This window comes from Pseudomonas sp. LBUM1647 (genome assembly GCF_059716175.1).
In genome coordinates this window covers 766,358-790,601 of sequence record NZ_CP166809.1, presented here as the reverse complement: position 1 = coordinate 790,601, position 24,244 = coordinate 766,358, and the positions used below count along the sequence as shown (strand labels likewise).

The 24,244-nt window shown below is 58.9% G+C and carries 24 protein-coding genes; 10 read left to right on the top strand and 14 right to left on the bottom strand.

Translation table 11 applies throughout. The annotated features are described in order from the left end of the window. Position 1 precedes the first annotated feature (1 nt). From ACA059_RS03445 to mdaB, 6 genes are all read right to left on the bottom strand, one after another. Positions 2–862 carry a MurR/RpiR family transcriptional regulator gene (locus tag ACA059_RS03445; protein WP_497632731.1) on the bottom strand — a complete coding sequence of 287 codons (861 nt, stop codon included), beginning with the start codon at positions 860–862 and terminating at the stop codon, positions 2–4. A 15-nt stretch (positions 863–877) separates the two neighbouring features. Beyond that, positions 878–2,227, bottom strand: coding sequence for a GntP family permease (locus ACA059_RS03440; RefSeq protein ID WP_497270504.1), 1,350 nt, complete (start codon positions 2,225–2,227; stop codon positions 878–880). A gap of 290 nt (positions 2,228–2,517) precedes the next feature. Then, entirely contained in the window at positions 2,518–3,963 is a 1,446-nt protein-coding gene (locus ACA059_RS03435; protein ID WP_497632730.1) for a SulP family inorganic anion transporter, read from the bottom strand. A 222-nt stretch (positions 3,964–4,185) separates the two neighbouring features. Continuing rightward, positions 4,186–5,079 (bottom strand): NAD-dependent epimerase/dehydratase family protein, encoded by an 894-nt coding sequence (locus ACA059_RS03430; protein WP_497632729.1) that lies wholly within the window; start codon positions 5,077–5,079, stop codon positions 4,186–4,188. A gap of 103 nt (positions 5,080–5,182) precedes the next feature. Further along, entirely contained in the window at positions 5,183–6,094 is a 912-nt protein-coding gene (locus ACA059_RS03425; protein ID WP_497632728.1) for a LysR substrate-binding domain-containing protein, read from the bottom strand. Between the two features lie 145 nt (positions 6,095–6,239). Continuing rightward, positions 6,240–6,830: an NADPH:quinone oxidoreductase MdaB gene (mdaB, locus tag ACA059_RS03420; protein ID WP_497632727.1), complete on the bottom strand. Its 591-nt coding sequence runs from the start codon at positions 6,828–6,830 to the stop codon at positions 6,240–6,242. 160 nt (positions 6,831–6,990) lie between these two features. Here mdaB and ACA059_RS03415 point away from each other — a divergent pair, with 160 nt between their 5' ends. Further along, positions 6,991–7,305 (top strand): putative quinol monooxygenase, encoded by a 315-nt coding sequence (locus ACA059_RS03415; protein ID WP_008149093.1) that lies wholly within the window; start codon positions 6,991–6,993, stop codon positions 7,303–7,305. Here the strand turns inward: ACA059_RS03415 and ACA059_RS03410 are convergent. Then, entirely contained in the window at positions 7,295–8,059 is a 765-nt protein-coding gene (locus ACA059_RS03410; protein ID WP_497632726.1) for a sulfite exporter TauE/SafE family protein, read from the bottom strand. The genes ACA059_RS03415 and ACA059_RS03410 overlap by 11 nt on opposite strands. Before the next feature lie 248 nt (positions 8,060–8,307). Between ACA059_RS03410 and ACA059_RS03405 the strand changes: the two genes are divergently transcribed. The 3 genes from ACA059_RS03405 to ACA059_RS03395 all read left to right on the top strand — a co-directional run bounded on the left by ACA059_RS03405 (position 8,308) and on the right by ACA059_RS03395 (position 10,248). Next, positions 8,308–9,192, top strand: coding sequence for a LysR substrate-binding domain-containing protein (locus ACA059_RS03405; RefSeq protein WP_497632725.1), 885 nt, complete (start codon positions 8,308–8,310; stop codon positions 9,190–9,192). 45 nt (positions 9,193–9,237) lie between these two features. Next, positions 9,238–9,813, top strand: a complete 576-nt coding sequence (locus tag ACA059_RS03400) for an NAD(P)H-dependent oxidoreductase (protein WP_497632724.1) — start codon at positions 9,238–9,240, stop codon at positions 9,811–9,813. Between the two features lie 63 nt (positions 9,814–9,876). Next, positions 9,877–10,248, top strand: coding sequence for a MerR family transcriptional regulator (locus ACA059_RS03395; RefSeq protein WP_497634623.1), 372 nt, complete (start codon positions 9,877–9,879; stop codon positions 10,246–10,248). 31 nt (positions 10,249–10,279) lie between these two features. Here ACA059_RS03395 and ACA059_RS03390 read toward each other — a convergent pair whose 3' ends face one another. The 3 genes from ACA059_RS03390 to kynU all read right to left on the bottom strand — a co-directional run bounded on the left by ACA059_RS03390 (position 10,280) and on the right by kynU (position 14,447). Then, entirely contained in the window at positions 10,280–11,689 is a 1,410-nt protein-coding gene (locus tag ACA059_RS03390) for an amino acid permease (RefSeq protein WP_497632723.1), read from the bottom strand. 88 nt (positions 11,690–11,777) lie between these two features. Next, positions 11,778–13,091 carry an OprD family porin gene (locus ACA059_RS03385; protein ID WP_497632722.1) on the bottom strand — a complete coding sequence of 438 codons (1,314 nt, stop codon included), beginning with the start codon at positions 13,089–13,091 and terminating at the stop codon, positions 11,778–11,780. Between the two features lie 105 nt (positions 13,092–13,196). Beyond that, positions 13,197–14,447, bottom strand: coding sequence for a kynureninase (gene kynU / locus ACA059_RS03380; protein WP_497632721.1), 1,251 nt, complete (start codon positions 14,445–14,447; stop codon positions 13,197–13,199). Positions 14,448–14,667: 220 nt separating this feature from the next. Between kynU and ACA059_RS03375 the strand changes: the two genes are divergently transcribed. Next, entirely contained in the window at positions 14,668–15,141 is a 474-nt protein-coding gene (locus ACA059_RS03375) for an Lrp/AsnC family transcriptional regulator (RefSeq protein WP_140681733.1), read from the top strand. Positions 15,142–15,188: 47 nt separating this feature from the next. Here the strand turns inward: ACA059_RS03375 and ACA059_RS03370 are convergent, their stop codons facing one another. Next, positions 15,189–16,202, bottom strand: coding sequence for an AraC family transcriptional regulator (locus ACA059_RS03370; protein ID WP_497632720.1), 1,014 nt, complete (start codon positions 16,200–16,202; stop codon positions 15,189–15,191). A gap of 385 nt (positions 16,203–16,587) precedes the next feature. On the opposite strand from ACA059_RS03370, the gene antA reads away from it, so the two are divergent. Genes antA through ACA059_RS03350 form a run of 4 tightly spaced genes read left to right on the top strand, consistent with a single transcriptional unit; the run spans position 16,588 to position 20,955 of the window. Next, the gene (gene antA, locus ACA059_RS03365) at positions 16,588–17,976 is read left to right on the top strand and encodes an anthranilate 1,2-dioxygenase large subunit (RefSeq protein ID WP_497632719.1); all 1,389 of its coding nucleotides are present in this window, start codon (positions 16,588–16,590) and stop codon (positions 17,974–17,976) included. Positions 17,977–17,978: 2 nt separating this feature from the next. After that, positions 17,979–18,470: an anthranilate 1,2-dioxygenase small subunit gene (gene antB, locus ACA059_RS03360; RefSeq protein WP_497632718.1), complete on the top strand. Its 492-nt coding sequence runs from the start codon at positions 17,979–17,981 to the stop codon at positions 18,468–18,470. An 18-nt stretch (positions 18,471–18,488) separates the two neighbouring features. Further along, the gene (gene antC, locus ACA059_RS03355) at positions 18,489–19,508 is read left to right on the top strand and encodes an anthranilate 1,2-dioxygenase electron transfer component AntC (RefSeq protein ID WP_497632717.1); all 1,020 of its coding nucleotides are present in this window, start codon (positions 18,489–18,491) and stop codon (positions 19,506–19,508) included. A 43-nt stretch (positions 19,509–19,551) separates the two neighbouring features. Beyond that, positions 19,552–20,955, top strand: a complete 1,404-nt coding sequence (locus ACA059_RS03350; protein ID WP_497632716.1) for an amino acid permease — start codon at positions 19,552–19,554, stop codon at positions 20,953–20,955. A 64-nt stretch (positions 20,956–21,019) separates the two neighbouring features. Here the strand turns inward: ACA059_RS03350 and kynA are convergent, their stop codons facing one another. Both kynA and kynB read right to left on the bottom strand, forming a co-directional pair. Then, on the bottom strand, positions 21,020–21,874 hold the full coding sequence (gene kynA, locus ACA059_RS03345; RefSeq protein WP_497632715.1) for a tryptophan 2,3-dioxygenase: 855 nt from the start codon (positions 21,872–21,874) through the stop codon (positions 21,020–21,022). Beyond that, entirely contained in the window at positions 21,871–22,536 is a 666-nt protein-coding gene (kynB, locus tag ACA059_RS03340; RefSeq protein ID WP_497632714.1) for an arylformamidase, read from the bottom strand. Before kynB ends, kynA begins: the two co-directional genes overlap by 4 nt. 295 nt (positions 22,537–22,831) lie before the next feature. Between kynB and ACA059_RS03335 the strand changes: the two genes are divergently transcribed. Further along, a complete protein-coding gene (locus ACA059_RS03335; protein WP_008024653.1) occupies positions 22,832–23,176 on the top strand; it encodes a cupin domain-containing protein in 345 nt (114 codons plus the stop codon). Positions 23,177–23,346: 170 nt separating this feature from the next. On the opposite strand, the gene mmsB is transcribed toward ACA059_RS03335, so the two are convergent. After that, entirely contained in the window at positions 23,347–24,234 is an 888-nt protein-coding gene (mmsB, locus tag ACA059_RS03330; RefSeq protein WP_497632713.1) for a 3-hydroxyisobutyrate dehydrogenase, read from the bottom strand. Between the last annotated feature and the right edge of the window lie 10 nt (positions 24,235–24,244).

The following is a 24,244-nucleotide window of genomic DNA, read 5'->3' as shown; positions in this document are numbered from 1 at the left end:
GTCAGTCTCCCAGCGGCAAGTGATCGTCGCCGCCGCGGTAATCGTCGAGGGCGAGTTTGATCCGCCGCAGACGCTCTTGATTGTCTTCAGGATTGGCCAGCGCCAGCTCGGTGGCAAGCACGTCGATGGCCAGCAACATGCCGTAGCGCGCCGCCGTGGGTTTGTAAATGAAGGAGGTTTCGACGCCTTGCAGCGGCAGCAGCACATCAGCCAATTGCGCCAGCGGCGAGTCGGCCCGGGTGATGGCGAGAATGCGTGCGCCGTAGCTGCGCGCCAGCTCGACGGCCTCGAGCAGTTCGGGCGTGATGCCGGTCAGCGAGCAGGCAATGACGGCGCGTTCGGCATCGAGGCTGGCGGCGGTGACGCGCATCATCACCGGGTCGTGGCACACCGCAATCGGGTAGCCGAACCGCACCAGCCGCACTTGCAATTCATCACTGCACAAGGTCGAGCATCCGCCCATGCCGAAGGCGTGAATCATCCGCGCCTTGCCCAGCAGCTTCACCGCGTCGGCGAAACGCGACTCATCGAACGCCGACAGATGCTGGCGCAGGGTCGATTCGATATCGCCAACAATTTGCCCATAGAACGCCGACTGCTCGGGCGTGCCCGCCGGGTCCAAAAAGCGACTGCCGACACCGCTGGCCTGAGCCAGTTGCAGCCGTAGATCGCGCAAGTCGCGGCAGCCGACGGTGCGAGCAAAACGCGAGAGCGTGGCGGTGCTGACTTCCGCTCTCAGCGCCAGTTCATCGAGGCTGGCGGCGGAGGCAAATCCTACGTCCTCCAGCATCAGCCGAGCGATGCGTCCTTCTCCCGCGCTGAAGGAATCCTGACGGGCGCGGATCTGGTAGAGGATGTCCATGGCGGGCGGCTCCGGCTAAAGCAGGTAAGAAAGGCCAACGGTCAGACCGAAGGCGACGACCGAGATAATGGTCTCAAGCACCGTCCAGGTCTTGAAGGTCTGGGCGACGGTCATGTTGAAGTATTCCTTGATCAACCAGAAACCGCCGTCATTGACGTGGGAAAAGATAACCGACCCCGCGCCCGTCGCCAGCACCAACAGCTCTGGATGGGGATAACCCAGACCAATGGCCACTGGCGCGACGATCCCCGACGCAGTGGTCATGGCCACCGTGGCAGAACCGGTGGCGATGCGCATCAACGCGGCAAACAGCCAGCCCATCAACAGCGGCGACAGGTGGAATACCTGGGCCAGGCTGACGATCTGGTCGGTGACGCCAGCGTCCACCAGAATCCGGTTCAAGCCGCCGCCCGCGCCCACCAGCAAGGTGATGCTGGCGGTCGGTGCCAGGCATTCGTTGGTGAATTTGAGGATCGATTCGCGGTTGAAGCCTTGGGCCAGTCCGAGGGTCCAAAAGCTCAGCAAAGTCGCCAGCAACAAGGCGATCACCGAATTGCCGATGAACAACAGAAACTGATTGAAACCGCTGCCCGGCGTGGAAATCAGATTGGCCCAACCACCAACCAGCATCAGCACCACTGGCAACAGAATGGTCGCCATGGTGATGCCGAAACCCGGCAGGCTGTCGCGCGGTTCACGCTCAAGGAACTGACGCTCCATCGGGTTATCGTCCGGCAGTTGGATACGCGGCACGATGAACTTGGCGTACAGCGGACCGGCGATGATCGCGGTCGGAATCCCGATCAGGATCGCATAGAGCAAGGTCTGCCCCACCGAGGCCTGATAGGCCTGCACTGCCAGCATCGCCGCCGGGTGCGGCGGCACCAGGGCGTGGACCACCGAAAGCCCGGCCACCATCGGCAAACCGACCATCAGAATCGAAACGCCCACGCGCCGCGCCACGGTAAATGCGATCGGCACCAGCAGTACAAAACCGACTTCGAAGAACAGCGGCAGTCCTACAAGGAAAGCGATACAGACCATCGCCCAGTGCGCATTTTTCTCACCGAAGCGGTCGATCAACGTTCGCGCCATCTGCTCGGCGCCCCCGGACTCGGCCATCATTTTGCCGAGCATCGTGCCCAGTGCGACCACCAGTGCGATATGGCCCAGCGTCTTGCCCACGCCCGCTTCGTACGCCCCCACCACGCCCGACGGTGGCATCCCGGCCAGCAGCGCCAGGCCGATGGACACAAGGGTGATGACAATGAACGGATTGAGTCGGTAACGGGCGATCAGAACGATCAGCGCGATGATGGCGATGGCGGCGTAAACCAGCAGCCAATAGCCGAATGACGGTGTCATGCGGTACTCCTCGAAAGGGTCACGTCGAATGGATTGTGAAACTCATAAAACATTTCGAGGTGTGATTTTCAAACGAGGTGAAAGTAATTTTCGTGTAGGGATAAGGGATGTCGCGCAGAGGTATGGGAGGTCGTAGGTCATGAAAATCGGACAGGGGAATTTTCATCGCCCTCACGCTGATCGTTCCCACGCTCCGCGTGGGAATGCATCCTGTGACGCTCTGCGTCACGACTTACGAAGAGCGTCCCGGGCGGAATTCCCACGCGGAGCGTGGGAACGATCGATCACCCTCAGTCGTGATTCACGCGGGCGCGCTTGAGCAGTTTTTTGCAGCGTTCGGACAAGTGCAGCACGCGCAGGTGCTTGCCGGCCTTGGCATAGCGCTCTCGCAGCGCATTCAGCGCGGCGATGGCCGAGTAGTCGACGAAGCTCAGGTGGCGACAGTCAAGGGTCACCTGGACCGGGTCGTTGGCGTGATCGAACTGTCGGAGGAAGGCCGTGGTAGAGGCAAAGAACAAGGTGCCATGCACGCGGTAAAGCTTGCTGCCGTCGGTCTCCAGATGACTGTCGGCGTAAAGTTGCCGGGCCTGCTGCCAGGCGAAGTTGAGCGCCGCAATAATGATCCCGCAGAGCACCGCAGTGGCCAGATCGGTGAACACCGTTATGACCGTTACCGCGATGATCACCAAAACGTCGTTCAGCGGCACTTTGTTCAACACCCGCAGCGAGGCCCAGGCGAACGTCTGCTGCGACACCACGAACATGACCCCAACCAACGCGGCCAGCGGGATGCGTTCGATCAGCGGCGACAAAAACAATATGAAAAGCAGAATCAGCACACCGGCCACAATACCGGACAGCCGACCGCGACCACCGGAACTGAGGTTGATCACGGTTTGCCCGATCATGGCGCAACCGCCCATACCGCCAAACAGCCCGGAGACCATGTTGGCCGCCCCCAGCGCCACACACTCGCGATCCGGGTAGCCACGGCTCTCGGTGATCTCGTCAGTGAGGTTCAGGGTCAGCAGGGTTTCCAGCAAGCCGACCAACGCCATCAATATCGCGTAAGGAGCGATGATGCGCAGGGTTTCCAGGCTCCAGGGAATGTCTGGCAGCGCAAAGGTCGGCAAACCGCCGGCAATGTGCGCCATGTCACCCAAGGTGCGGGTTGGCAGACCGAGCAGATAAACCGCCAGTCCAACGCCCAGAATCGCCACCAGCGCCGGCGGCACGGCGCGCGTCAGGCGCGGCAGCAAGTAAACGATGGCCATCGTCACGGCAACCAGCCCTGCCATCAAGTACAGCGGCGTGCCGCTGAGCCAGACGTCACCGCTCTTGAAGTGTTCCAGCTGCGCCAGGGCAATGATGATCGCCAGACCGTTGACGAAGCCGAGCATCACCGGGTGCGGCACCATGCGCACCAACTTGCCAAGCTTCAGCAACCCGAACGCCAGCATGATCAACCCACCCAGCAGCACGGTGGCCAGCAAGTACTGCACGCCGTGCTGCACCACCAACGCAACAATCACCACCGCCATCGACCCGGCAGCGCCGGACACCATGCCCGGCCGCCCACCGAAAAGCGCGGTCAAGGTGCAAATGATGAAAGCGCCGTAAAGCCCCATCAATGGATTGAGGTGCGCAACCAGCGCGAAGGCGATGCATTCGGGTAGAAGAGCGAAAGACGTGGTGAGCCCGGCCAGGGTATCGGCACGCAGATGTTTGGGTTTCATGGCTGACCTAAAATACAGGCGGGAAAAGAGGGGGCGGATGTTACGGAATTGAGGGCGGCCCGGCCAGTTGTTGGGTCGTCAGAAACGCAATCGCGAGCAGGCTCGCTCCCACATTTGATCTGCACTCGACACAGATTTTGTGTACGACGAAGATCCACTGTGGGAGCGAGCCGGCTCCGGGCGGCGTTCCGACGATGAACGATGAAGCGGTTTAGAGCGAACTCAAACCATCTCGTCACGAATCCATTCAATCACCGATGTCCGCTTCGGCGCCCAGCCCAGCAACTCCCGCGCCTTTTTACCGCGAACCCGGCTGTTGGAGCCCAGGCCATAGTTGGCCATTTCATAACCCCACTCGGCTTCGGCCTCTTTCAGCGGCCAGTATTGTGGCTCACCCAGATTCAGCGCTTGGGCGATCGCAGTGGTCATGTCGATGAACGACGCTTCACCACTTTCGACGAAGTAGAAGGTGCCCGGTACGTTTTTGCTCAGCGCCAGCAGGTACAGGGAAACCACGTCTTCGATGTGCACGTTAGACCAGATGTTCTGACCGGTACCGACATGCCGGACCACACCACTTTTGCGCGCCTGTTTCAGCAAGCGTGGCAACTGCACACTGTCGCGTTTCACACCCAGGCTGTGACCGTAAATCAGGGTGTTGCAGATCACTGCCGAATTCACGCCGTCCTTCGCTGCGGCGAGGATCAGGTTGTCGATGGCCACGCGAGCAGCCTTGTCGACGGTCGGCTCCGGCAGGTTGTCTTCGTAATAGATAACGTCACTGGATTTACCGCCCGACGCATCGCCAACAATGCTCGAGCCGCTGGTGTGCAGGAACACTTTGTTGGAACCGCGAAGTGCATCGAGCAACGCGTCCACCGCAGCGCGATGGTCGCTGCTGGCGGCGTTGATCACGGCGTCGGCAGCGCGGGCCTGTTCGGCCAGTAGGGCGCTGTCGTCAAGCGTGCCAAGCACCGGGGTGATGCCCAGAGCGCTCAGTTCATTGGCTTGTTCGGCGCTGCGCACCAGGCCGGTGACCTTATGACCCGCCTGGACCAGACCGGTGGCGATGGAGCCGCCGATAAAACCTGCAGCGCCGGTTACGAATACGTTCATGGAGAGACTCCCTGCGTTAATAAGTGATGCAGCCAGTATCGAGGACCGATGCCTGCGGAAACAGACAGCGTTGCCCAATTCACTCTTGCGCAGGGGTCACGAATCAGCCCTTGAAATCCGCGTTCGCGTAAGCCGCCAATTTGCCCTGGATGAAGTCCAGGAAGCATTGAATCCGTAGCGCAAGTTGCGAGTTACGGTAGTACACCGCATTGATCGGCTGGCGATAGCCGCTGTTGAAATCCGCCAGCAGCACCTGCAAACGGCCGGCGCGGATGTCATCAATCGTCATGAAGTGCGACAGGCAAGCAATGCCCTGACCTTCCAGCGCCAAGTGCCTGATCGTCTCACCGCTGGACGCGCTGATTGACGCCTGAATCGGCCAACGATCACCGTGAACGTACCGCAGCGGCCATTGGTTGAGGCCTTCGTTCTGGGTAAAGCCCAGCAGCGTGTGCCCGGACAAATCCGCCACTTCAGCCGGTACGCCGTGTTGTTCAAGATAAGCCGGGCTGGCGACGATGTGCAGCGGACTGCACCCCAACGAGCGGGCATGCAGCGTCGAGTCGGCCAGGGTGCCGATACGGATGGCGATGTCGGTACTTTGCTCCAGCAAATCGATGATCAGATCGTTGCTGTTGAGTTCCAGATGGATGTCCGGATAGAGCCGCCGGAACTCATCGATGTAGGGCACGATGGCGTGCAGCATAAACGGCGAGGCGGCGTTGATGCGCAGACGCCCGGACGGGGTTTGCTGGCGTGAGGTCAGGCGTTCTTCAAGCTGGTCCATCTGGTCGAGAATCAGCTTGGAATGCTCAAAGAAGTACTTGCCCTCCTCGGTCAGGTCCATGCGCCGCGTGGTGCGGTTGATCAGCGTGGTATCGAGTTTCGCCTCCAGCCGCGACAGCGTACGGCTGACTGCCGAAGGCGTTTGCCCGACCTGTTCGGCCGCAGCGGAAATCGACCCGCATTCAATCACGCAGACGAAAATCTGCAACTCATCGGATCTGGCTTTCACGTGTGTCCTCTTTCGCGAATGGGCGTGACATGAATCGCCAAGATCGCAGCCTTCGGCAGCTCCTACATGATTATGCGTACACCTGTAGGAGCTGCCGCAGGCTGCGATCTTTCCCGCCGTTGCGACGGATAGTAGCCCGAAACGCTTACGCCGGCAGACCGAACACCTCGGTCAAATGCTGCTCATAGCGCGCCACATCGGCGTCGACATTTGGGCGCTTCATCACATCAACGCAGAGGAACGTCGGCAAACCGGTCATGCCGAGGAAGGTGTTGGCCTTGTGGAACGGGAAGTACACCGCGTCCACGCCCTTGGCTTCGAAGAAGTCGGTCGGGTCGTCGAAGGCTTGCTGCGGCGCGTTCCAGGTCAGCGAAAGCATGTACTGCTTGCCCTGCAACAGACCACCGCTGCCGTATTTTTGCGACGCGTCGGAACGGGTGCGGCCGTCGCTGGCGTAAAGGCTGCCGTGCCCTTCGGTGAAGACTTCGTCGATGTACTTTTTCACGGTCCAGGGCGCGCCCATCCACCAGCCAGGCATTTGATAAATGATCACGTCGGCCCAGAGGAATTTGGCGACTTCTTCGGCGACGTCGTAACCCTCGTCGATGAAGGTGGCTTTCACGTCGACGCCGCCGCGATCCAGCACGCTCAGCGCGGCTTCATGCAGGGTGGCGTTGTAGCGGCCATCGGAGTGGGCAAATTTTTTGCCGCCATTGAGCAACAGGACTTTTTTCATGGGAAGTCTCGGAAGGTTGGAATTCGATGGGGGCAGAGTAGCGATCCGCCTCACGCGGAATAAGCGCTGAATTCACAAAATTCATTTGACCCATACGCACGAATCGACAGGCGATTGTTGCCATACACTTGCGCCGATTCTGAACTTGAGGGATTTTCTAATGAGTGAAATGCAAGGCTTCATCCTGCACGCCAAGACCCGCCCGGAAAAATCTGACGCCTTTGAAGCGTTTTTCAGCGGTTATGTGGAAGCGAGCCGCGCCGAACCCGGTTGCATCGAGTACCACATGTTGCGCGACAAACAGGACCCGACGCTGTTTATCTTCTACGAGATCTGGCAGTCCCAGGCCCACCTTGATGTGCACTCGAACCTGCCGCACATGAAGCAGTTCCTCGAGCAGCGCGATGAGTACCTGGAACGGGATTTCGATATCCGTGCCATCGACATGCTCAGCCCGTCGTCCGCTACCCGCTGATCAGCAAGTGGCCGCCGAGCACGCCCAGGCCGATGAAGAACACACGTTTGAACAGCATCGCGCTGATCCGCTGACGTAGCCGTTGCCCCAGCAACATGCCGAGCACCGCCGGGATCAGCGCCAGCAACGACGCACTTAACTCGCCACCGCCGAGTGCGCCACGCCATAACAGGCCGGCGGCCAGGGCCAGGGTCGAGACGGTGAACGACAAGCCCAGCGCCTGCACCAGTTCATCCTTGCTCAAGCCCAGCGCTTGCAGATAAGGCACTGCCGGAATCACGAAGACGCCGGTGGCCGAAGTGATGACGCCAGTCAACAGGCCGCAAAGCGGACCGAGCCAGCGCTCGGTGTGATGGCCGACACGCAAGGTCGGTAGTAACAATCCGCTCAACGCATAGAGCAACAGCGCAGCGCCCAATCCCCGCACGACCCAATGACCACCGGCCATGCCGATCCACAACGTGCCGGCCCCGGTGCCGATGAAGATCGCCAGCAACATCGGCCACAACCGTTTGATCAACCCCCGCAGATGCCCGCCAAATGCCAGTTGCCAGACATTGGTGAGCGTTGCGGGGATGATCAGCAGCGCGGCAGCCTGTGACGGCGCCATAGCCAGACCGAGCAAACCCATCGCGATGGTCGGCAGACCGAGGCCAATCACACCTTTAATCATGCCGGCCAGCAGAAAGGTCGCGATGACCATCAATGAAAGGGCCAGACCGAGGTTTTGATAGAACGCGGCGAGAGTATTCATGGCGCTATCGTGAGCCCGGATTGGCTGCTTGAAAATCTGCCATATACTGAGGCAGCCTCTTGCTCAGCAAGAGGCTAAAGACATCGGTGTCACAACTGACGCCTTCGCGGGCAAGCCCGCTCCCACATTTAATCACATTGGGACGCAAGTTCTGTGTACGACGCAGATCCCTGTGGGAGCGGGCTTGGTCTGGGCGGCATTCCGACGAAGGCGTCCGCCCGAAAAACAAAAATCCAGAGGCAGTAACAATGCACTTCGACCTGACCGACCTGCGCCTCTACCTGAACATCCTCGACAGCGGCAACATCACCGCCGGCGCCGCTCGCAGTCATCTGTCCCTGGCGGCGGCGAGTGCGCGCATCCGCGCCATGGAGGCTTCGTTGGGGATCGAATTCCTGGAGCGAGGTCGCCGCGGTGTCAGCCCGACCCCGGCCGGCAAGGCCCTGGCGCAACACGCCCGCGTCCTGCTGCAACAGGCTGAACGCATGCAGCAGGATCTGGCGGAATACGCCAACGGTGTCAAAGGTCAGGTGCGGCTGCTGTGTAACACCACGGCGATGACCGAATATCTGCCGGAGTTACTCGCGGACTTTCTGCGCGGCCACCCCAACCTCGACATTGATCTACAAGAACTGCCCAGTGCACGCATCACCCACGCCTTGCGCCAAGGTGCGGCGGACCTCGGTATCGTGTCCGACGCAGTAGACACCGATGGCCTACAGACCCGCGCCTTTTGCGACGATCCGCTGGTACTGATCCTACCCCGCGACCATCCTTTGGCCGACATCGAATCTTTAAGCTTCAACGACACCTTGCACCACGACTACGTTGGCCTGAACGCCAACAGCGCCTTGGCGGTATACCTGGAAGAACAGGCGCTGCACACCGGGTCGCGCATGCAAATCCGCATCCGTGCCGACGGTTTTGAGGGCGTGATGCGCATGGTCGCCCGGGGGGCCGGGCTGGCGATCGTGCCCCTCGCGGCGGTTGAACGCTGGCGTGGAGAACAATCCTTCAAGCGTCTCGCCCTGCAAGAACCTTGGGCTCAACGCAAACTCCTGCTCTGTACGCGGGACTTTGAGACGCTGCCAGGTTATGCGAAGGCCTTGCTGCACACCTTGACTCTCCCCTGAGGGGCAGACTTTACCCTTGTACTTTCATCTTCAAGGACAGAGACGATGGGCAAACGAATTCTGGTGATTCTGGGTCATCCGGCGAGCAACAGTTTCTGCGGCGCACTCGCCGAACGTTACGCCCAGTCGGCGGTGCGTGCCGGGCATGAGGTGCGCCAGTTGTTTCTGGGCGCAATGGACTTTGACCCGGTGCTGCGTGAAGGTTATCAACAGGTCCAACCATTGGAAGCCGACTTGTGCCGCGCTCAGGCGGACATTGTGTGGGCCGAGCACCTGACGCTGGTTTATCCGATCTGGTGGGGCGGAGTTCCGGCGTTGCTCAAGGGCTTTTTCGATCGAGTGTTCCTGCCGGGTTTCGCGTTCAAATACCGCGAAGGCAAAGCCTTTCCCGACAAACTGCTACAGGGTCGCAGCGCGCATTTATTGGTGACCATGGACACGCCGCCCTGGTATTACCGCTGGGTCTATCGCATGCCCGGGTTGCACCAGATACGCAAAACCACCCTGGAATTCTGCGGCATCAAGCCAACCCGGACCCTCACCTTCGGGCCGATTCTCGGCTCCAAAGCAGCGCAACGGGAGACGTGGCTCAAACAAGCGACCGCTATCGCCGGCCGTTGAATCTCCCTGATAATGCGCTGGCTTTTTGGGCGCACTCCGGGACATTCAAAAAAGGGATTTTTCATGTATATCGGCAAAGCTGCGCGGCTGTCGGGAAGCACAGTCAAGAGTATCCGTCACTACGAAGCCATCGGCTTGTTACCGCCCGCACAGCGCCAGGGCAAATACCGGATCTACAACCAGCAAAGCGTCGAGCTGCTGATCTTCATCAAGTGTGCTCAACAACTGGGTTTCAGGCTCAAAGAATTGCAGGCGATGTTTCAACAACACCGGGGCGAGGCACTTCCGTGGGAGCTTGCTCGAGTAGCCATTGCGGACAAGAAACGCGAACTGATGGACAGTATCGGCGCATTGCAGCAACTCCATTGCGGGCTGGAAGCCTTCGAGGCGAGCCTCAAGAGTGCTCAGGATCAATGCCGGCTCGGCAGTCTTTGAAAACCACCGGCCGACACCAGGCATCTCCTGTCTAAACCTTTGGCAGCGGACTCAATGCCCCGGCCGCCTTGGGTTTTCTGAAAAAGAGGCCGTAGACAACCGTGAGGACCAGCAGGAAAGGCACACCGAACACCAGGGTCATTTTGAAGGCTTCGGTGAAGTAGGTGGTGATCATCACCGCGCCCATCAGCACCAATCCCAACAACGTGGTGTAGGGAAACAGACGCATGCGGAACGACAGTTTTCGTTCGCCATTGCGCTCATGGTAGCGACGGAAACAGTAGTGAGTCAGGAAGATCATGAACCAGGTGAAAATGGCGCCGAACATGGAAATCGCCATCATCAAGGTGAACGAACTTTCCGGGTACAGAACGTTGAGCAAGGTCGCCAGGGCAATGCCAGAACTCGACAGCAACAAGGCATTCAGCGGGATCCCGGTCTTGCTCAATACGCCCATGGATTTGGGTGCATAGCCGCCACGTGACAGGCTGAACATCATGCGCGTGGTGATGTAGAGCTGGCTGTTCATCGCCGACAACGCCGCGATCAGAATCACGAAATTCATCACCCCGGTTGCGCCGGGAATGCCGATGGTTTGCATGACCGTGACGAATGGGCTTTGGGCGTGACCGGCCTGAACCCACGGTACGATGGCCAACATCAGCGCCAGGGTCAGCAAGTAAAACACCACCAGCCGCACGATGGTCGCGCGAAAGGCCTTCTTCACTGCCCGCTCCGGGTCCTGCGCTTCACCGGCGGCCACCGCGATCATCTCTACGCTCAAGTAGCTGAAGATCGACACGATCACCGCGATCCACATCCCTTGCAGACCATTGGGGAAAAAGCCGCCATGGGCGGTGTAATTGTGCACACCGTAATCCGCGTTGCCGGAGCCGAATACCACATACACCGCGAGGATGATGAAGCCGACAATCGCGCCGATCTTGATGGTCGAGAACCAGTATTCGAAGGTGCCGAATGTCTTCACGCTGATGGCGTTGAGTACGATCAGGATGCTGGAAAACGAGACGATCCATATCCACTCCGGCACGTTGGCAAACCAGTACTTCATGTACATCGCCACCGCCGTCACTTCCGTGCCGACCGCCAGCACAATCGCCGCCCAATAGGCATAGCGCACCAGAAACCCGGCCAACGGGCTGACATAGAATTCGGCATAAGCGCCGAACGAACCCGAGGTCGAATGGGCGACGGTCATTTCCGCCAGACAGCCCATCAACAGCAGAGTGATGATCGCGCCAATGGCGTAGCTGGGCAGCACGCTCGGCCCGGCATAGCTGATGGCGTAGGCGCTGCCCATAAACAGTCCGGTGCCAATCGCGCCGCCAATCGCGATCATGCTCATCTGACCCGACGTGAGCTGGCGCCTGAGGCCGTGTTCACGTTTGGATATGCTTTCAAAACCGGTGGTATCGGTCATTTTTCTGTCCTCTGAATATTGTCTTTCTTGAAGAGAGCAAGTCGTTGGGATTACGCGTGGGGATCAGCCACACACAGCAGGACACGGATCAGAAAATACTCAGCGGATACTCGATAATCACCCGGACTTCGTTGTTATCGGTGGTGTCCGCCCGGGCCACCTGAGCGGTCGAACGCACACTGGCCTGACGCACCCGTACCGACAGATCCCTGGCCGTGCCCGACTGCACGACGTAGCGCGCTTCAATGTCACGTTCCCAGCGCTTGCCGTCACTGCCGTAACGTCCATAAGCGCCATTAGCCCCGCCGTCGTAGTGGCTGTCGTCGATATGGTCACCGCTGACGTAACGCGACATGAAGCTCAGGCCCGGCACGCCGAAAGGTGCCATGTCCAGGTCATAACGCAATTGCCAGGAACGTTCGTTGGGGGCGTTGAAGTCGAGGACTTGAATCGAGTTGGCGAGGAAAATCGAAGTGCCCGGCTGCTGATCGAAACCCAGATAGTCGAACGGCTCATCGCCATCGACGCGTTGGTACGCCAGGGTCAACCGATGTGCGCCGACCTTGTAGGCGGCGGACAGCGACCAGGTGGTGTTGTCGATTTTGCCGGCCAGACTTTGGCCCGTGTCGTCGGTGCGGTAAAGGTTGAGGTCCAGGCTCAGTGACTGGTTTTCACTGAGCGCGAAACTGTAGTTGGTGTTGACGTAGTACTGCCGCCAGATGTCGGTGAACTGCGAACCGTAAAGGCTGACACTCAACTGATCGCTCAGCGCATAGCTGCCGCCCAGATAATCGACGCTGCGGGTTTCCACCCCGGCATACAGCGCTTTAAGGGCGCCGTCGTCATTGGTCGATGCACTGTCGTTGCCAGAGGTGAAATGACCAGCATCGAGTTGCAGCCCTTTCAATTCACTGCTGGTCAGCTGGAAACCGTTGGCATAAGTGGTGAACAGTCGCGCGGAACCGGTGCCAAATACCGGATTGAGCGGCGTCAAGTTGCCGTACTTGAGTTCGGTCTTCGAGATCCGCGCCTTGAGCGCACCGCCCGCTTCGGAATACTCATCCTCGGGGCGACCATCGGAATCGACCGGCAGCAAACCGGTGCCGGTACGGCCCCTGCCGCTGTCGAGTTTGATGCCCAGTTGCGCATAGGCATCGATACCAAAACCCACGGAGCCCTGGGTATAGCCAGAGCGGTAATCGAGCATGATCCCGTGAGCCCATTCGTCCCGATAATTCTGACCGCCAGGATTATTGAGGTTGTTGCGGTAGAAATAGAAGTTACGGTTGGTCAGGGTCAGGCTGCTGTCTTCGACGAATCCATTGTCGGTGGCGGCGTAGGCCAGTTGACCGAGGCAACTGCTGATGGCGAGCGGCAAGGCGGGCCAGAGGGACAGTTTCATTCTGCGTGCTCCTTATTGTTGTGTTTTCACAGAACGTTTTATTGGCGGCGACCGAATCCCTGCTGCCGGTAAAATCCGGCAGCAAGACAAGGACGTCGGGGTGTATCAGGTGACGCTATGGCGTACCTGGAATTGCGCTTGCGACCAGGTTTTCTGATCAAGAATTTCACCGAGGATCTGCACCGCATCCCAGACTTCGGTGAAGGTTGTGTACAGCGGGGTGAAGCCGAAGCGCATGATCCGCGGCTCGCGGTAGTCACCGATCACACCACGGGCGATCAGGGCCTGGATCACCGCGTAACCTTCGGGATGTTCGAAGCTGACGTGGCTGCCACGCTTGGCGTGTTCGCGCGGGGTGATCAGCGTCAGCTCATGTGCAGCACAACGCTGCTCGACCAACTGGATGAACAAGTCAGTCAGCGCCAGGGATTTGCAGCGCAGGCTGGCCATGTCGGTCTGGGCGAAAATATCCAGACCGCACTCGACCATCGCCAACGAAGTGATCGGCTGGGTACCGCACAGATAACGAGCGATACCGTTGCTCGGCTCGTAGCGAGGCTCCATGGCAAACTGCCGCGAATGCCCGAACCAGCCAGACAACGGCTGCGCCACCAGATCACACAGATCGGGCGACACCCAGACAAACGCTTGCGAGCCGGGACCGCCATTGAGGTACTTGTAGGTGCAGCCGATAGCGTAATCGGCACGCGCCTGATGCAGGTCGACCGGCACCGCACCGGCGGAATGCGCCAGGTCCCAGATGGCCAGCGCGCCACACTCGTGGGCCAGCGCGGTCATGGCCTGCATGTCGTGCATGTAGCCCGTCTTGTAGTTGACGTGGGTGAGCATGACCACAGCGGTGTCCTGGTCTATCGCTTGCGGCAGCTCCTCGGGACTACCGACCAGGCGCAAGGTGTAGCCCTGTTGCAGCATGTCGGCCAGACCTTCGGCGATGTACAGGTCGGTCGGGAAATTGCTGGATTCGGTGACGATCACTCGCCGTTTCGGCGACCGGGTGGCCTGCACCCGCAGGGCGGCGCTGAGCACCTTGAACAGGTTGATCGAGGTGGTGTCGGTCACCACCACTTCACCGTCACGGGCGCCAATCAGCCCGGCCAATTGGTTACCCAGACGCTCGGACAGGTCGCGCCAGCCAGCGCTGTTCCAACTGCGGATCAGACCATTGCCCCATTCTTCGGCGATCACCGCTTGAGCACGCGCCAATGCGGCAACCGGCCGCGCGCCCAGGGAGTTGCCGTCCAGATAGATCACGCCTTCGGGCAGTGCAAATTGCTGACGCAGTGGCGCCAGAGCGTCCTGAGCATCAAGCGCCAGGCAATCGTTTCTTGTCGTCATTGAGTGTCCTGTTTTTTGAATGACATGCCGTCCGGGCAGGTCGCGATAATCGGGTCGATCCTGGGTTTCAGCGCCATGTTTCAGGCGCTTTTTGCCCCTTCTCGGTGGAGAAATAATGAACGAAGCTTTGGAGAATTTTCGTGCAAAGTGAGCAGCGTTATAGTAGTTATCTCGCAGAAAATTCGAATCTGACTCCAATTAACGCGGATTTATTCCAACCATGAATCTCGACTCGACAGACCTGCGGATCCTGCACCAACTGCAACAGGATGGCCGTATCAGCAATCAGGAACTGGCGGAGAAAGTCGCCCTGTCGCCATCGGCCTGTTTACGCCGTTTGCGACTGTTGGAAAGTGAGGGAATCATCACCGGCTACCGCGCGGTGCTGAATGCCGAACGGCTGGGGATCGAACTGGAAGCCATCGTCCATGTGTCGTTGCGACAGGACGTTGAGGACTGGCACGAGACCTTCATCAAGAAGGTTCAGTTGTGGCCGGAAGTGGTCACCGCTTATGTGATTACCGGCGCGAGCAACTATGTATTGCGGGTCCAGGCGCGCAACCTCAAACACTTCTCCGATTTCATCGTCAACCATCTGAACCGCACAGCAGGTGTCACCGATATCCGCTCGGAAATCGTCCTGCAGAAAATCAAGGAGCGAGAGGAGTTGCTTGATCTGGTGGTGCGTAAGTAAGGGAAGCCGCCAGGGAGATATCGACAACTCCCTGGCCGTCGTAATCCTCAGAAGCCGCGCATGCGTCGGGCTTCGTTACGCTGCAAAGTCATGCTTGGGGATTCGTCGAACAACTTGCGGTACTCGGCAGAAAAACGCCCAAGGTGCGTGAAGCCCCACCCCATGGCGATCTCGGAAATATTGCGCGCAGAACCGTGTTCAAGAATGTCCTGACGCACGGCGTTCAAGCGGTATTTTTTCAGGTAGACCATCGGCGACAGCGCGAAGTACTTCTTGAACGCTTCGAACAACTTGAAGCGCGAGACTCCGGCCGCGGCTTCGATGTCTTCCAGATGCAGGGCTTCCCGCGCGTTTGCGTGAATATATTGCCGGGCCCGGATCAGATAGTGCGGCAGCTTCACGCCCAATACGTCCCGCAGTTCTTCGGAATAATTGTTCGGCTGAGCGAGGATCAAGCCTTTGATCAACGAGCTTTCGACGTCTCGGGTGAAGGCCACCTGCTCATACAGTTCGCTGCTGCGTTCCAGTTCGGCGATGAAATAACGCGCCATGCGCCACCATGATGCCGATGCCCCGTCGACCGCATCCATCACCGACTCGAAACGCAGCGGCGCATCCAGCGGTCGCTGCAGCATGCCTTCCAGAGACTCGCTCATGGCGGCGCGGGTGATCACCACCTGGACCTTGCGACAATCGCCGGAGATCGCCAGCACCTGGTTTTCATTCGGCGAAATGATCACCCCTTGATCGCGATTGGATTTCACCACGCTGCCGTTCTTGCTCAGCTCCTGCTCGCCCACCAGCGGCAGACTCAGGCTGTAACTGCTGAAGTGCTCGGGGTCTTCGATATCGACGGTGACGTCGGTACCGTACTCAATCGTGCCCAGGGTCGTGGCCATCGACTTGAACACATTGGCGCTGTGATGAAAGCGGATCCGCTCCGGAGTGGTGGTCACGAGTCGATGGGGCCCGCAGATACCGGACATCCAGTTCCGCGCACCCTCAACGTCAAAGCTATCAATACGAATGTCGCGAAACTGCAGATCAGTTTTGCTACTCATCACGGTGCACCCACGGCGATATTTTTCAAGCGCGCTCTGACGGCGCGTATCAGGCTGGAAAAGAGCAAATTCCAGACCACAAAACGACGGTGTCAACCCAGCGGATAGCAATCATCTACTAAGCGGATAACACGCCCGGTTTGAAGCCGGGGAGCGCCATCGAACAGCATCCGACGTCCCGCAAAACAGTACCTGATTGCTGCAAACAGGTGCAGCCGTCCATCGCTTCGCGCACTGTTTGAGTAGTACCTGCCCAGCTCGATACGCGGGTGTTACCGCACAAATTTTATGGACTGCCTTCGTCGACAAACCGGATAGACCCCTGCCCGCCCCACTCTCTCTAATGAGCACAACCGATTGGCCCGAATAAAAAAGGTACACACCCATGAGTGGCGAAAAAAACGTCGAGCAGTGGAAAGCGTTTATTGAAGGCTGCCTGGACTTCCGTCCGGTAGACGGCGTGTTCCGGATTGCCCGGGACATTTTCACCGAGCCACAGTTGTTCGATCTGGAGATGGAACTGATCTTCGAGAAGAACTGGATCTACGCCTGCCACGAAAGTGAGCTGGCCCATAATCACGACTTCGTCACTATGCGCGCCGGCCGTCAACCGATGATCATTACCCGCGACGGTGACGGTCAGCTCAATGCGCTGATCAACGCCTGTCAGCATCGCGGCACAACCCTGACCCGCGTCGGCAAGGGCAACCAGTCGACCTTCACCTGCCCGTTCCATGCCTGGTGTTACAAAAGCGACGGCCGCCTGGTCAAGGTCAAGGCACCCGGCGAATACCCGGAAGGGTTCGACAAGGCCACACGCGGCCTGAAAAAAGCACGCATCGAGAGCTACAAGGGTTTTGTGTTTATCAGCCTGGATGTTCATGCCGATAACAGCCTCGAAGACTTCCTTGGCGACGCCAAAGTGTTCTTCGACATGATGGTTGCCCAGTCGCCCACCGGTGAGCTGGAAGTGCTGCCCGGCAAGTCGGCCTACACCTACGACGGCAATTGGAAACTGCAGAACGAAAACGGCCTCGATGGTTATCACGTCAGCACTGTCCACTACAACTACGTGGCCACCGTGCAACACCGCCAGCGGGTCAACAGCGAAAACGGAACCAGTAGCGGCACCACGCTCGACTACAGCAAACTCGGCGCCGGCGACGCCAATACCGATGACGGCTGGTTCGCCTTCGATAACGGCCACAGCCTGCTGTTCAGTGACATGCCGAACCCGACAGTGCGCTCCGGTTACGCCACGATCATGCCGCGGCTGATCGAAGAACACGGCCAGGAAAAGGCCGAATGGATGATGCATCGCCTGCGCAATCTGAACATTTATCCGAGCCTGTTTTTCCTCGATCAGATCAGCTCGCAACTGCGCATTATCCGCCCGGTGGCCTGGAACAAGACCGAAATCATCAGTCAGTGCTTGGGCGTCAAAAACGAGTCGGACGCGGATCGTGAAAACCGGATTCGTCAGTTCGAAGACTTCTTCAACGTGTCCGGTCTGGGCACTCCGGATGACCTGGTGGAGTTCCGCGAAGCCCAGCGTGGTTTCCAGGCGCGCCTGGAACGCTGGAGCGATATTTCCCGTGGCAGTCACCAATGGGCAACCGGCGCCACGCCCAACAGCGAGTCGATCGGCATTGCCCCGGCCATGACCGGCACCGAATTCACCCACGAAGGGCTTTACGTCAACCAGCACAGCAACTGGCAGAAATTCCTGCTCGATGGCCTGGAAGCGAAATCCCTGAAACTACGTAAGGTGTGAACATGAATGCGCAATTGCAGTACCAGATCGAACAGTTTTTCTATCGCAAATCCGAACTGTGCGATGCCCAGGAGTGGGACGCCTATATCAAGCTGTTCGACGAGCACAGCGAGTTTCACCTGCCGCAATGGGACTCGGAACACGTTTACACCGTCGACCCCAAGCGTGAAATGTCGCTGATCTACTACCCCAATCGTTCCGGTCTGGAGGACCGCGTGTTCCGCCTGCGCACTGGCAAATCGGCGTCCTCGACACCGATGCCGCGCACCTTGCACCTGATCAACAACGTACGGATCGAAGAGGTCGAGGGCGGCGAGCTGGAGGTGCGTCTGAACTGGCACACCTTGTTCTATCGCCTGGCCACTTCCGAACAGTTCTACGGCCGCGCGACCTATCGCCTCAAGCCTCACGCAGGCAACTGGCTGATCACCCGCAAGCATGTCCTGCTGCTCAACGACACCATCAACTCGGTGCTCGATTTCTACCACCTCTGAAACCATGGAGACCGGGGCATGAACCACAAGGTCGCGTTCAGCTTTGCCGACGGCAAAACGCTATTCTTTCCCGTACAGCCTAACGAAATACTGCTCGACGCAGCCCTGCGCAACGGCATCAATATTCCTCTGGATTGCCGCGAAGGCGTCTGCGGAACCTGCCAGGGTCGCTGCGAATCGGGCGACTACAGCCAGGACTATGTGGATGAGGAAGCCCTCTCCAGCCAGGACCTGCAACAACGCAAAATGCTCACCTGTCAGACTCGGGTGAAGTCCGACGCGGCGTTTTATTTCGACTTCGCTTCCAGCCTGTGCAATGCCTCGGGCCCCGAGCAACTTAGCGGAAAAGTCACTGAAATCAGGCAGGTCTCGGCCAGTACCGCGATCTTGCATCTGGATCTCGGCACGACGGGCTTGCTGGATTTTTTGCCGGGGCAATACGCCCGGTTGCTGATCCCTGGGACTCAAAGCAAGCGCTCCTACTCGTTTGCCAATCGACCGAGCGACAGCAATCAACTGCAGTTCCTGATTCGCTTGCTGCCCGACGGTGTGATGAGTCACTACATCCGTGAACGCTGTCAGGTGGGCGACGAAATCGCCCTGGAGGCACCGCTGGGCGCCTTCTATCTGCGGCACGTCGCCAAACCGCTGATCCTGGTGGCCGGCGGAACCGGGCTTTCCGCGCTGCTGGGTATGCTCGACGAACTCGCCGAGCGCGGATGCGCGCAACCGGTGCATTTGTACTATGGCGTACGAGACGCTGCCGATTTGTGCGAACGCACACGCATCGAAGCCTATGCCGAGCGCATTCCGGGGTTTCTCTACACCGAGGTCGTCAGCGATCCTTCGCCACAATGGGCAGGAAAGCGCGGCTACATTGCCGAGCATTTCGACATCAGTGAACTGCGCGACGCACCGATCGACATGTACGTCTGCGGGCCACCGCCCATGGTCGAGTCGATCAAGAGCTGGTTGCAGACTCAGGCACTGGACAGCGTGCACCTGTATTACGAAAAATTTACCGAGAGTAATATCTGATCTTTCAAATCAGGCCTGACAACAATAATCAGAAGGGAACGAGATGGCGGATGAAATCTTGCAACAGGGAACGCTCAAGCGGGGGTTGAAAAATCGTCATATTCAACTGATCGCATTGGGCGGGGCGATTGGCACCGGGCTATTTTTGGGCTCTGCCGGCGTACTCAAGTCGGCCGGGCCGTCGATGATCCTCGGCTATGCGATTGCCGGGTTCATTGCCTTCCTGATCATGCGCCAGTTGGGCGAAATGATTGTCGAAGAGCCTGTGGCCGGTTCGTTCAGCCACTTCGCCCACAAGTATTGGAGCGGTTATGCCGGATTTCTGTCCGGGTGGAACTATTGGGTGCTGTACGTGCTCGTGGGCATGGCCGAGCTGACGGCCGTCGGCAAGTACGTGCAATTCTGGTGGCCGGAAGTTCCGACCTGGGTCAGCGCGGCAGTGTTCTTCGTGCTGGTCAACCTGATCAACACGATGAACGTCAAAGTCTTCGGCGAGATGGAATTCTGGTTCGCGATTATCAAGGTCGTGGCGATCATCGGCATGATCGCCCTGGGTTGCTACATGCTGTTCAGCGGCTCCGGGGGCCCGCAGGCCTCGGTCAGCAACCTGTGGAGTCACGGCGGTTTCTTCCCCAACGGCACCACCGGTTTGCTGATGTCGATGGCGTTCATCATGTTCTCCTTCGGTGGCCTGGAACTGGTCGGCATCACTGCCGCTGAAGCCAGCGAACCGAGGAAGGTGATTCCCAAGGCGATCAACCAGGTGGTGTATCGCGTGTTGATCTTCTACGTCGGCGCACTCACCGTGCTGCTTTCGCTGTATCCGTGGGATCAATTGCTGCAGACCTTGGGCGCGTCCGGCGATGCCTACAGTGGCAGTCCATTCGTGCAGATTTTCTCGCTAATCGGCAGCGACACCGCCGCACACATCCTCAACTTCGTGGTGTTGACCGCAGCACTCTCGGTCTACAACAGCGGCGTCTACTGCAACAGCCGCATGCTCTACGGCCTGGCCGAACAGGGCGACGCACCGAAGTCGCTGATGAAACTGAACAAACAGGGCGTGCCATTGCGGGCGCTGGGTATCTCGGCGCTGATCACTATGTTGTCCGTGCTGGTCAACTACCTCGCGCCCCATGAAGCGCTGGAGTTACTGTTCGCACTGGTGGTCGCCTCGCTGATGATCAACTGGACGCTGATCAGCCTGACCCACCTGAAGTTTCGCAAAATCATGGGCCAGCAAGGCATCGTGCCAAGCTTCAAGTCGTTCTGGTTTCCCTTCAGCAACTACCTGTGCCTGGCGTTCATGGCCATGATCATCTGCGTGATGTGGATGATTCCGGGGATACGCGCCTCGGTCTTCGCCATCCCGGTCTGGGTCTTGATCATCTACGTGTTCTATCGGATGCGTGTGGCGAGGGATAGGGGCTTGCCAGTCGCTCAATAGTCCCGGAGCTCAACAAAAAGCCCCGACATTCGATGAATGCCGGGGCTTTTTTATGCGGACTGGATCAGAGGGTGGAACGCACCCGCCACAATTCCGGAAACAGCACGGTATCGAGCATCTTACGCAGATAACCGACACCTTCAGTGCCACCTGTGCCCGGTTGAAAGCCAATGATCCGCTCAACCGTGGTGACATGGCGGAAGCGCCATTGACGGAACGAATCCTCGAGGTCGATGAGCTTTTCGGCCAGTTGATAGAGATCCCAATAACGCGAAGGATCTTTGTAGACCTCACGCCAGGCCGCCTCGACGGAGGCGTCATGCTCTGTCGGGCGGGTTGGGTCACGCTCGAAACGCTGTGGGTCAATCTTCAGGCCCGCGCTGACCATCAAGCGAATCGCTTCGTCATACAGCGAAGGGGTAGCGATCGCCTTTTCAAGTTCCCCCAACAGTTCCGGCCGATGGGCGTGGGGGCGCAACAGGGTCGCGCTTTTGTTGCCCAGAATGAACTCGATCTCACGGTACTGGAAAGACTGGAAACCCGACGACTGCCCCAGAAAAGGCCTGATCGAGTGGTACTCGGTGGGCGTCATGGTAGCCAGCACCGTCCAGGCATGCACCAGTTGATCAAAAATCCGCGAGACCCGCGCCAGCATCTTGAAGGCCGGCGGCAACTCTCCCAGTCGGACGTGTTCGCGGGCAGCCTTGAGCTCGTGCAACATCAGCTTCATCCACAGCTCGGAGGTCTGGTGCTGGATGATGAACAGCATCTCGTTATGGTCCGGCGACAACGGGTGCTGTGCACTGAGAATGCGCCCCAGATCCAAGTAGTCGCCGTAGCTCATGGAATCAGAAAAATTCAGCTCGGCGTTATGCCATTCCTCTGTCTGGTTGGCAGGTGAATAGGGACATTGGCTCATTGAGCAGGCTCCTCACGTTGCGGTGAATTCAATGGACGCAAAATTGCCCTCACCGGGCTGGCGTCGAGGTTGGCAAAGCGCAGCGGCAGCGCGATCAATTCATAGTCCCCTTCCGGGACCTCATCGAGCACGATGCCTTCGAGAATAGCCATGCCGTGACGGGCCACGGCGTTGTGCGAATCCATGGTCTTGGATTGCTGCGGGTCCAGCGATGGCGTATCGATACCGATCAAGCGCACGCCGAGACTGGCGAGCAGGTCGACGGTGTCTTTGGCGACGGCGGTGAAATCCGGGTCCCAGTGGGTCAGCGGCGCTTGTCGATACGTGCGCAGCAGGACGCGTTCGGGCAGGTTGCCCAGACGACTCTCCAATTGCTCAGGCTGCACCAGTCGGCCGCTGTCCAGGCAATGCAACACCCGGCAAGGCCCGATATAGACATCGAGCGACACATCGCCAATGGCTGCGCCCTCCGCGCTGTAGTGCAGCGGTGCATCGACGTGAGCGCCGGTGTGCGGCGACAGCGTGATACGCCCGACATTCACCGGGCATTCAGGCCCGAAGGTCCAGACGCGCTCCTCCTGGAACGGCGTATCACCCGGCCAGGTCGGTGTTGCGGTACTCAAGGGCGGGCTGATGTCCCACCACGACATTGTTTTTTTCATTGCAAAGCTCTCGGCCTTTTCCGAAGTGAATGATACGAGTGATACCTGTGCATGTTCTTGCAAAAACGTTCGGAAAAGCCTGGGGCTTTCGCACAAACTGCCAGGAATCGGCGGTTTATCGAGAGGAAATTTCAACGTACCCATCGCCGGTTTCCACCGCCGAGCGTTGTATGAGTTGTATGAATAGACGATGGCCGCTGCGCTTCTGGATACCTCAATGTCGAGCACAGACAACTGGTGCCGGACCAAGCCCTATAGGGTGCGACTTCAGTTCTCCCTAACGCTCGGAGTCATCATGTCCGCACCGATTACCGTTCTTCGCGATACCCACCCACTGCCGGTGCTCGACGCCTGCAAATGGGAAAAACTCGAAGGCGACCCGCATACCGTCAACCTCAACGCCTACACCAGCGAAGACGGCAGCAAAATCATGGGCACCTGGATCTGCACGCCGGGCAAATGGTATGTGGAATACGTGAAGTGGGAATACTGCGATTTCCGCGAGGGGTACTGCATCATCACCCCAGAGGGAAAGGAGCCGATCCATCTGCGCGCCGGTGATATTTTCGTCATTGAGCCGGGTATGAAAGGCACGTGGGAAGTGGTTGAAACCGTGCGCAAGTATTTCGTCTTTGCCTGATGCAAAAAAACCGGGAGATCACCCGACGTGATTTCCCGGTAAATGTCGATAGGAACATGCAGCCATTGTGGGAGCGAGCCTGCTCGCGAAAGCGGTGGCTCAATCAACATCCCTGTTGAATGTTATTCCCTATTCGCGAGCAGGCTCGCTCCCACAGGTTTCCAGCCCGATTATTGGGGTTTGCGATAGCTGTTGATGATCGCCGAGAAGTCTTTGCCACCTTCCCCACGCTGGCTCATCGCCTGATACAACTGCTGGGCTACCGCGCCGAGCACCACCGGTTGGTGCGCCTGTCGTGCCGCTTCCGTGGCCAGCCCCAGATCCTTGAGCATCAGTTCGGCACCGAAACCGCCGGTATAACCGCGCGAGGCCGGCGCCGTTTCGACGATGCCTGGCCACGGGTTGTACATCTCCGAACTCCAGCAACGACCGGTGGAACTGTTGATGATCCCGGCCAGCACTGTTGTGTCGATGCCGAGCGCATCGCCCAGCGCCATGGCTTCACTGACACCGACCATGGAGATCGCCAGCAGCAGGTTGTTGCAGATCTTGGCGATTTGCCCGGTGCCGACTTCGCCGCAATGAACGATGTTGCGGCCCATCTGCGCCAATACCGGTTGCAGGGTGGCGAACAGCTCAGGCGTGGCGCCGACCATGAAGGTCAGCGTCCCGGCCGCAGCACCGCCGGTACCGCCCGACACAGGCGCATCCGCCATGACCACGCCTTGTTTGGCGGCTGCCGCGGCGACATCACGTGCGGTCTGCGGATCGATGGTGCTGCAATCGACTGCCGGTACGCCCTTGGCAATACCTGCCAGCACGCCGTCTTCACCCAGCCACACGCTGCGCACATGCACGGCGGCTGGCAGCATGGTGATCACCAGTTCTGCGCCTTGAGCCGCTTCACGTGCGGAAGCACTGATGCTGCCGCCCAATTGTTCCAGCTCTGCCAGAACGGTTTTGTTCAGGTCGACCAGGTTCAGCGAATGGCCAGCCTTGATCAGGTTGCGCGCCATCGGCGCGCCCATGTTGCCGAGACCGATAAAAGCGATTTTCATGTCCGGCTCC

Bases quoted from the DNA above. Each gene is read 5' to 3' on its own strand.
- ACA059_RS03415 (WP_008149093.1), top strand. From the start codon at position 6,991: ATGAGTGAAATGCAAGGCTTCATCCTGCACGCCAAGACCCGCCCGGAA.
- ACA059_RS03350 (WP_497632716.1), top strand. From the start codon at position 19,552: ATGGCGGATGAAATCTTGCAACAGGGAACGCTCAAGCGGGGGTTGAAA.
- kynU (WP_497632721.1), bottom strand. From the start codon at position 14,447: ATGACGACAAGAAACGATTGCCTGGCGCTTGATGCTCAGGACGCTCTG.
- ACA059_RS03395 (WP_497634623.1), top strand. From the start codon at position 9,877: ATGTATATCGGCAAAGCTGCGCGGCTGTCGGGAAGCACAGTCAAGAGT.
- mdaB (WP_497632727.1), bottom strand. From the start codon at position 6,830: ATGAAAAAAGTCCTGTTGCTCAATGGCGGCAAAAAATTTGCCCACTCC.
- ACA059_RS03405 (WP_497632725.1), top strand. From the start codon at position 8,308: ATGCACTTCGACCTGACCGACCTGCGCCTCTACCTGAACATCCTCGAC.
- ACA059_RS03385 (WP_497632722.1), bottom strand. From the start codon at position 13,091: ATGAAACTGTCCCTCTGGCCCGCCTTGCCGCTCGCCATCAGCAGTTGC.
- ACA059_RS03435 (WP_497632730.1), bottom strand. From the start codon at position 3,963: ATGAAACCCAAACATCTGCGTGCCGATACCCTGGCCGGGCTCACCACG.
- antC (WP_497632717.1), top strand. From the start codon at position 18,489: ATGAACCACAAGGTCGCGTTCAGCTTTGCCGACGGCAAAACGCTATTC.
- ACA059_RS03445 (WP_497632731.1), bottom strand. From the start codon at position 862: ATGGACATCCTCTACCAGATCCGCGCCCGTCAGGATTCCTTCAGCGCG.
- ACA059_RS03440 (WP_497270504.1), bottom strand. From the start codon at position 2,227: ATGACACCGTCATTCGGCTATTGGCTGCTGGTTTACGCCGCCATCGCC.
- ACA059_RS03335 (WP_008024653.1), top strand. From the start codon at position 22,832: ATGTCCGCACCGATTACCGTTCTTCGCGATACCCACCCACTGCCGGTG.
- ACA059_RS03375 (WP_140681733.1), top strand. From the start codon at position 14,668: ATGAATCTCGACTCGACAGACCTGCGGATCCTGCACCAACTGCAACAG.
- antB (WP_497632718.1), top strand. From the start codon at position 17,979: ATGAATGCGCAATTGCAGTACCAGATCGAACAGTTTTTCTATCGCAAA.
- kynA (WP_497632715.1), bottom strand. From the start codon at position 21,874: ATGAGCCAATGTCCCTATTCACCTGCCAACCAGACAGAGGAATGGCAT.
- kynB (WP_497632714.1), bottom strand. From the start codon at position 22,536: ATGAAAAAAACAATGTCGTGGTGGGACATCAGCCCGCCCTTGAGTACC.
- ACA059_RS03430 (WP_497632729.1), bottom strand. From the start codon at position 5,079: ATGAACGTATTCGTAACCGGCGCTGCAGGTTTTATCGGCGGCTCCATC.
- mmsB (WP_497632713.1), bottom strand. From the start codon at position 24,234: ATGAAAATCGCTTTTATCGGTCTCGGCAACATGGGCGCGCCGATGGCG.
- ACA059_RS03410 (WP_497632726.1), bottom strand. From the start codon at position 8,059: ATGAATACTCTCGCCGCGTTCTATCAAAACCTCGGTCTGGCCCTTTCA.
- ACA059_RS03370 (WP_497632720.1), bottom strand. From the start codon at position 16,202: ATGAGTAGCAAAACTGATCTGCAGTTTCGCGACATTCGTATTGATAGC.
- ACA059_RS03400 (WP_497632724.1), top strand. From the start codon at position 9,238: ATGGGCAAACGAATTCTGGTGATTCTGGGTCATCCGGCGAGCAACAGT.
- antA (WP_497632719.1), top strand. From the start codon at position 16,588: ATGAGTGGCGAAAAAAACGTCGAGCAGTGGAAAGCGTTTATTGAAGGC.
- ACA059_RS03390 (WP_497632723.1), bottom strand. From the start codon at position 11,689: ATGACCGATACCACCGGTTTTGAAAGCATATCCAAACGTGAACACGGC.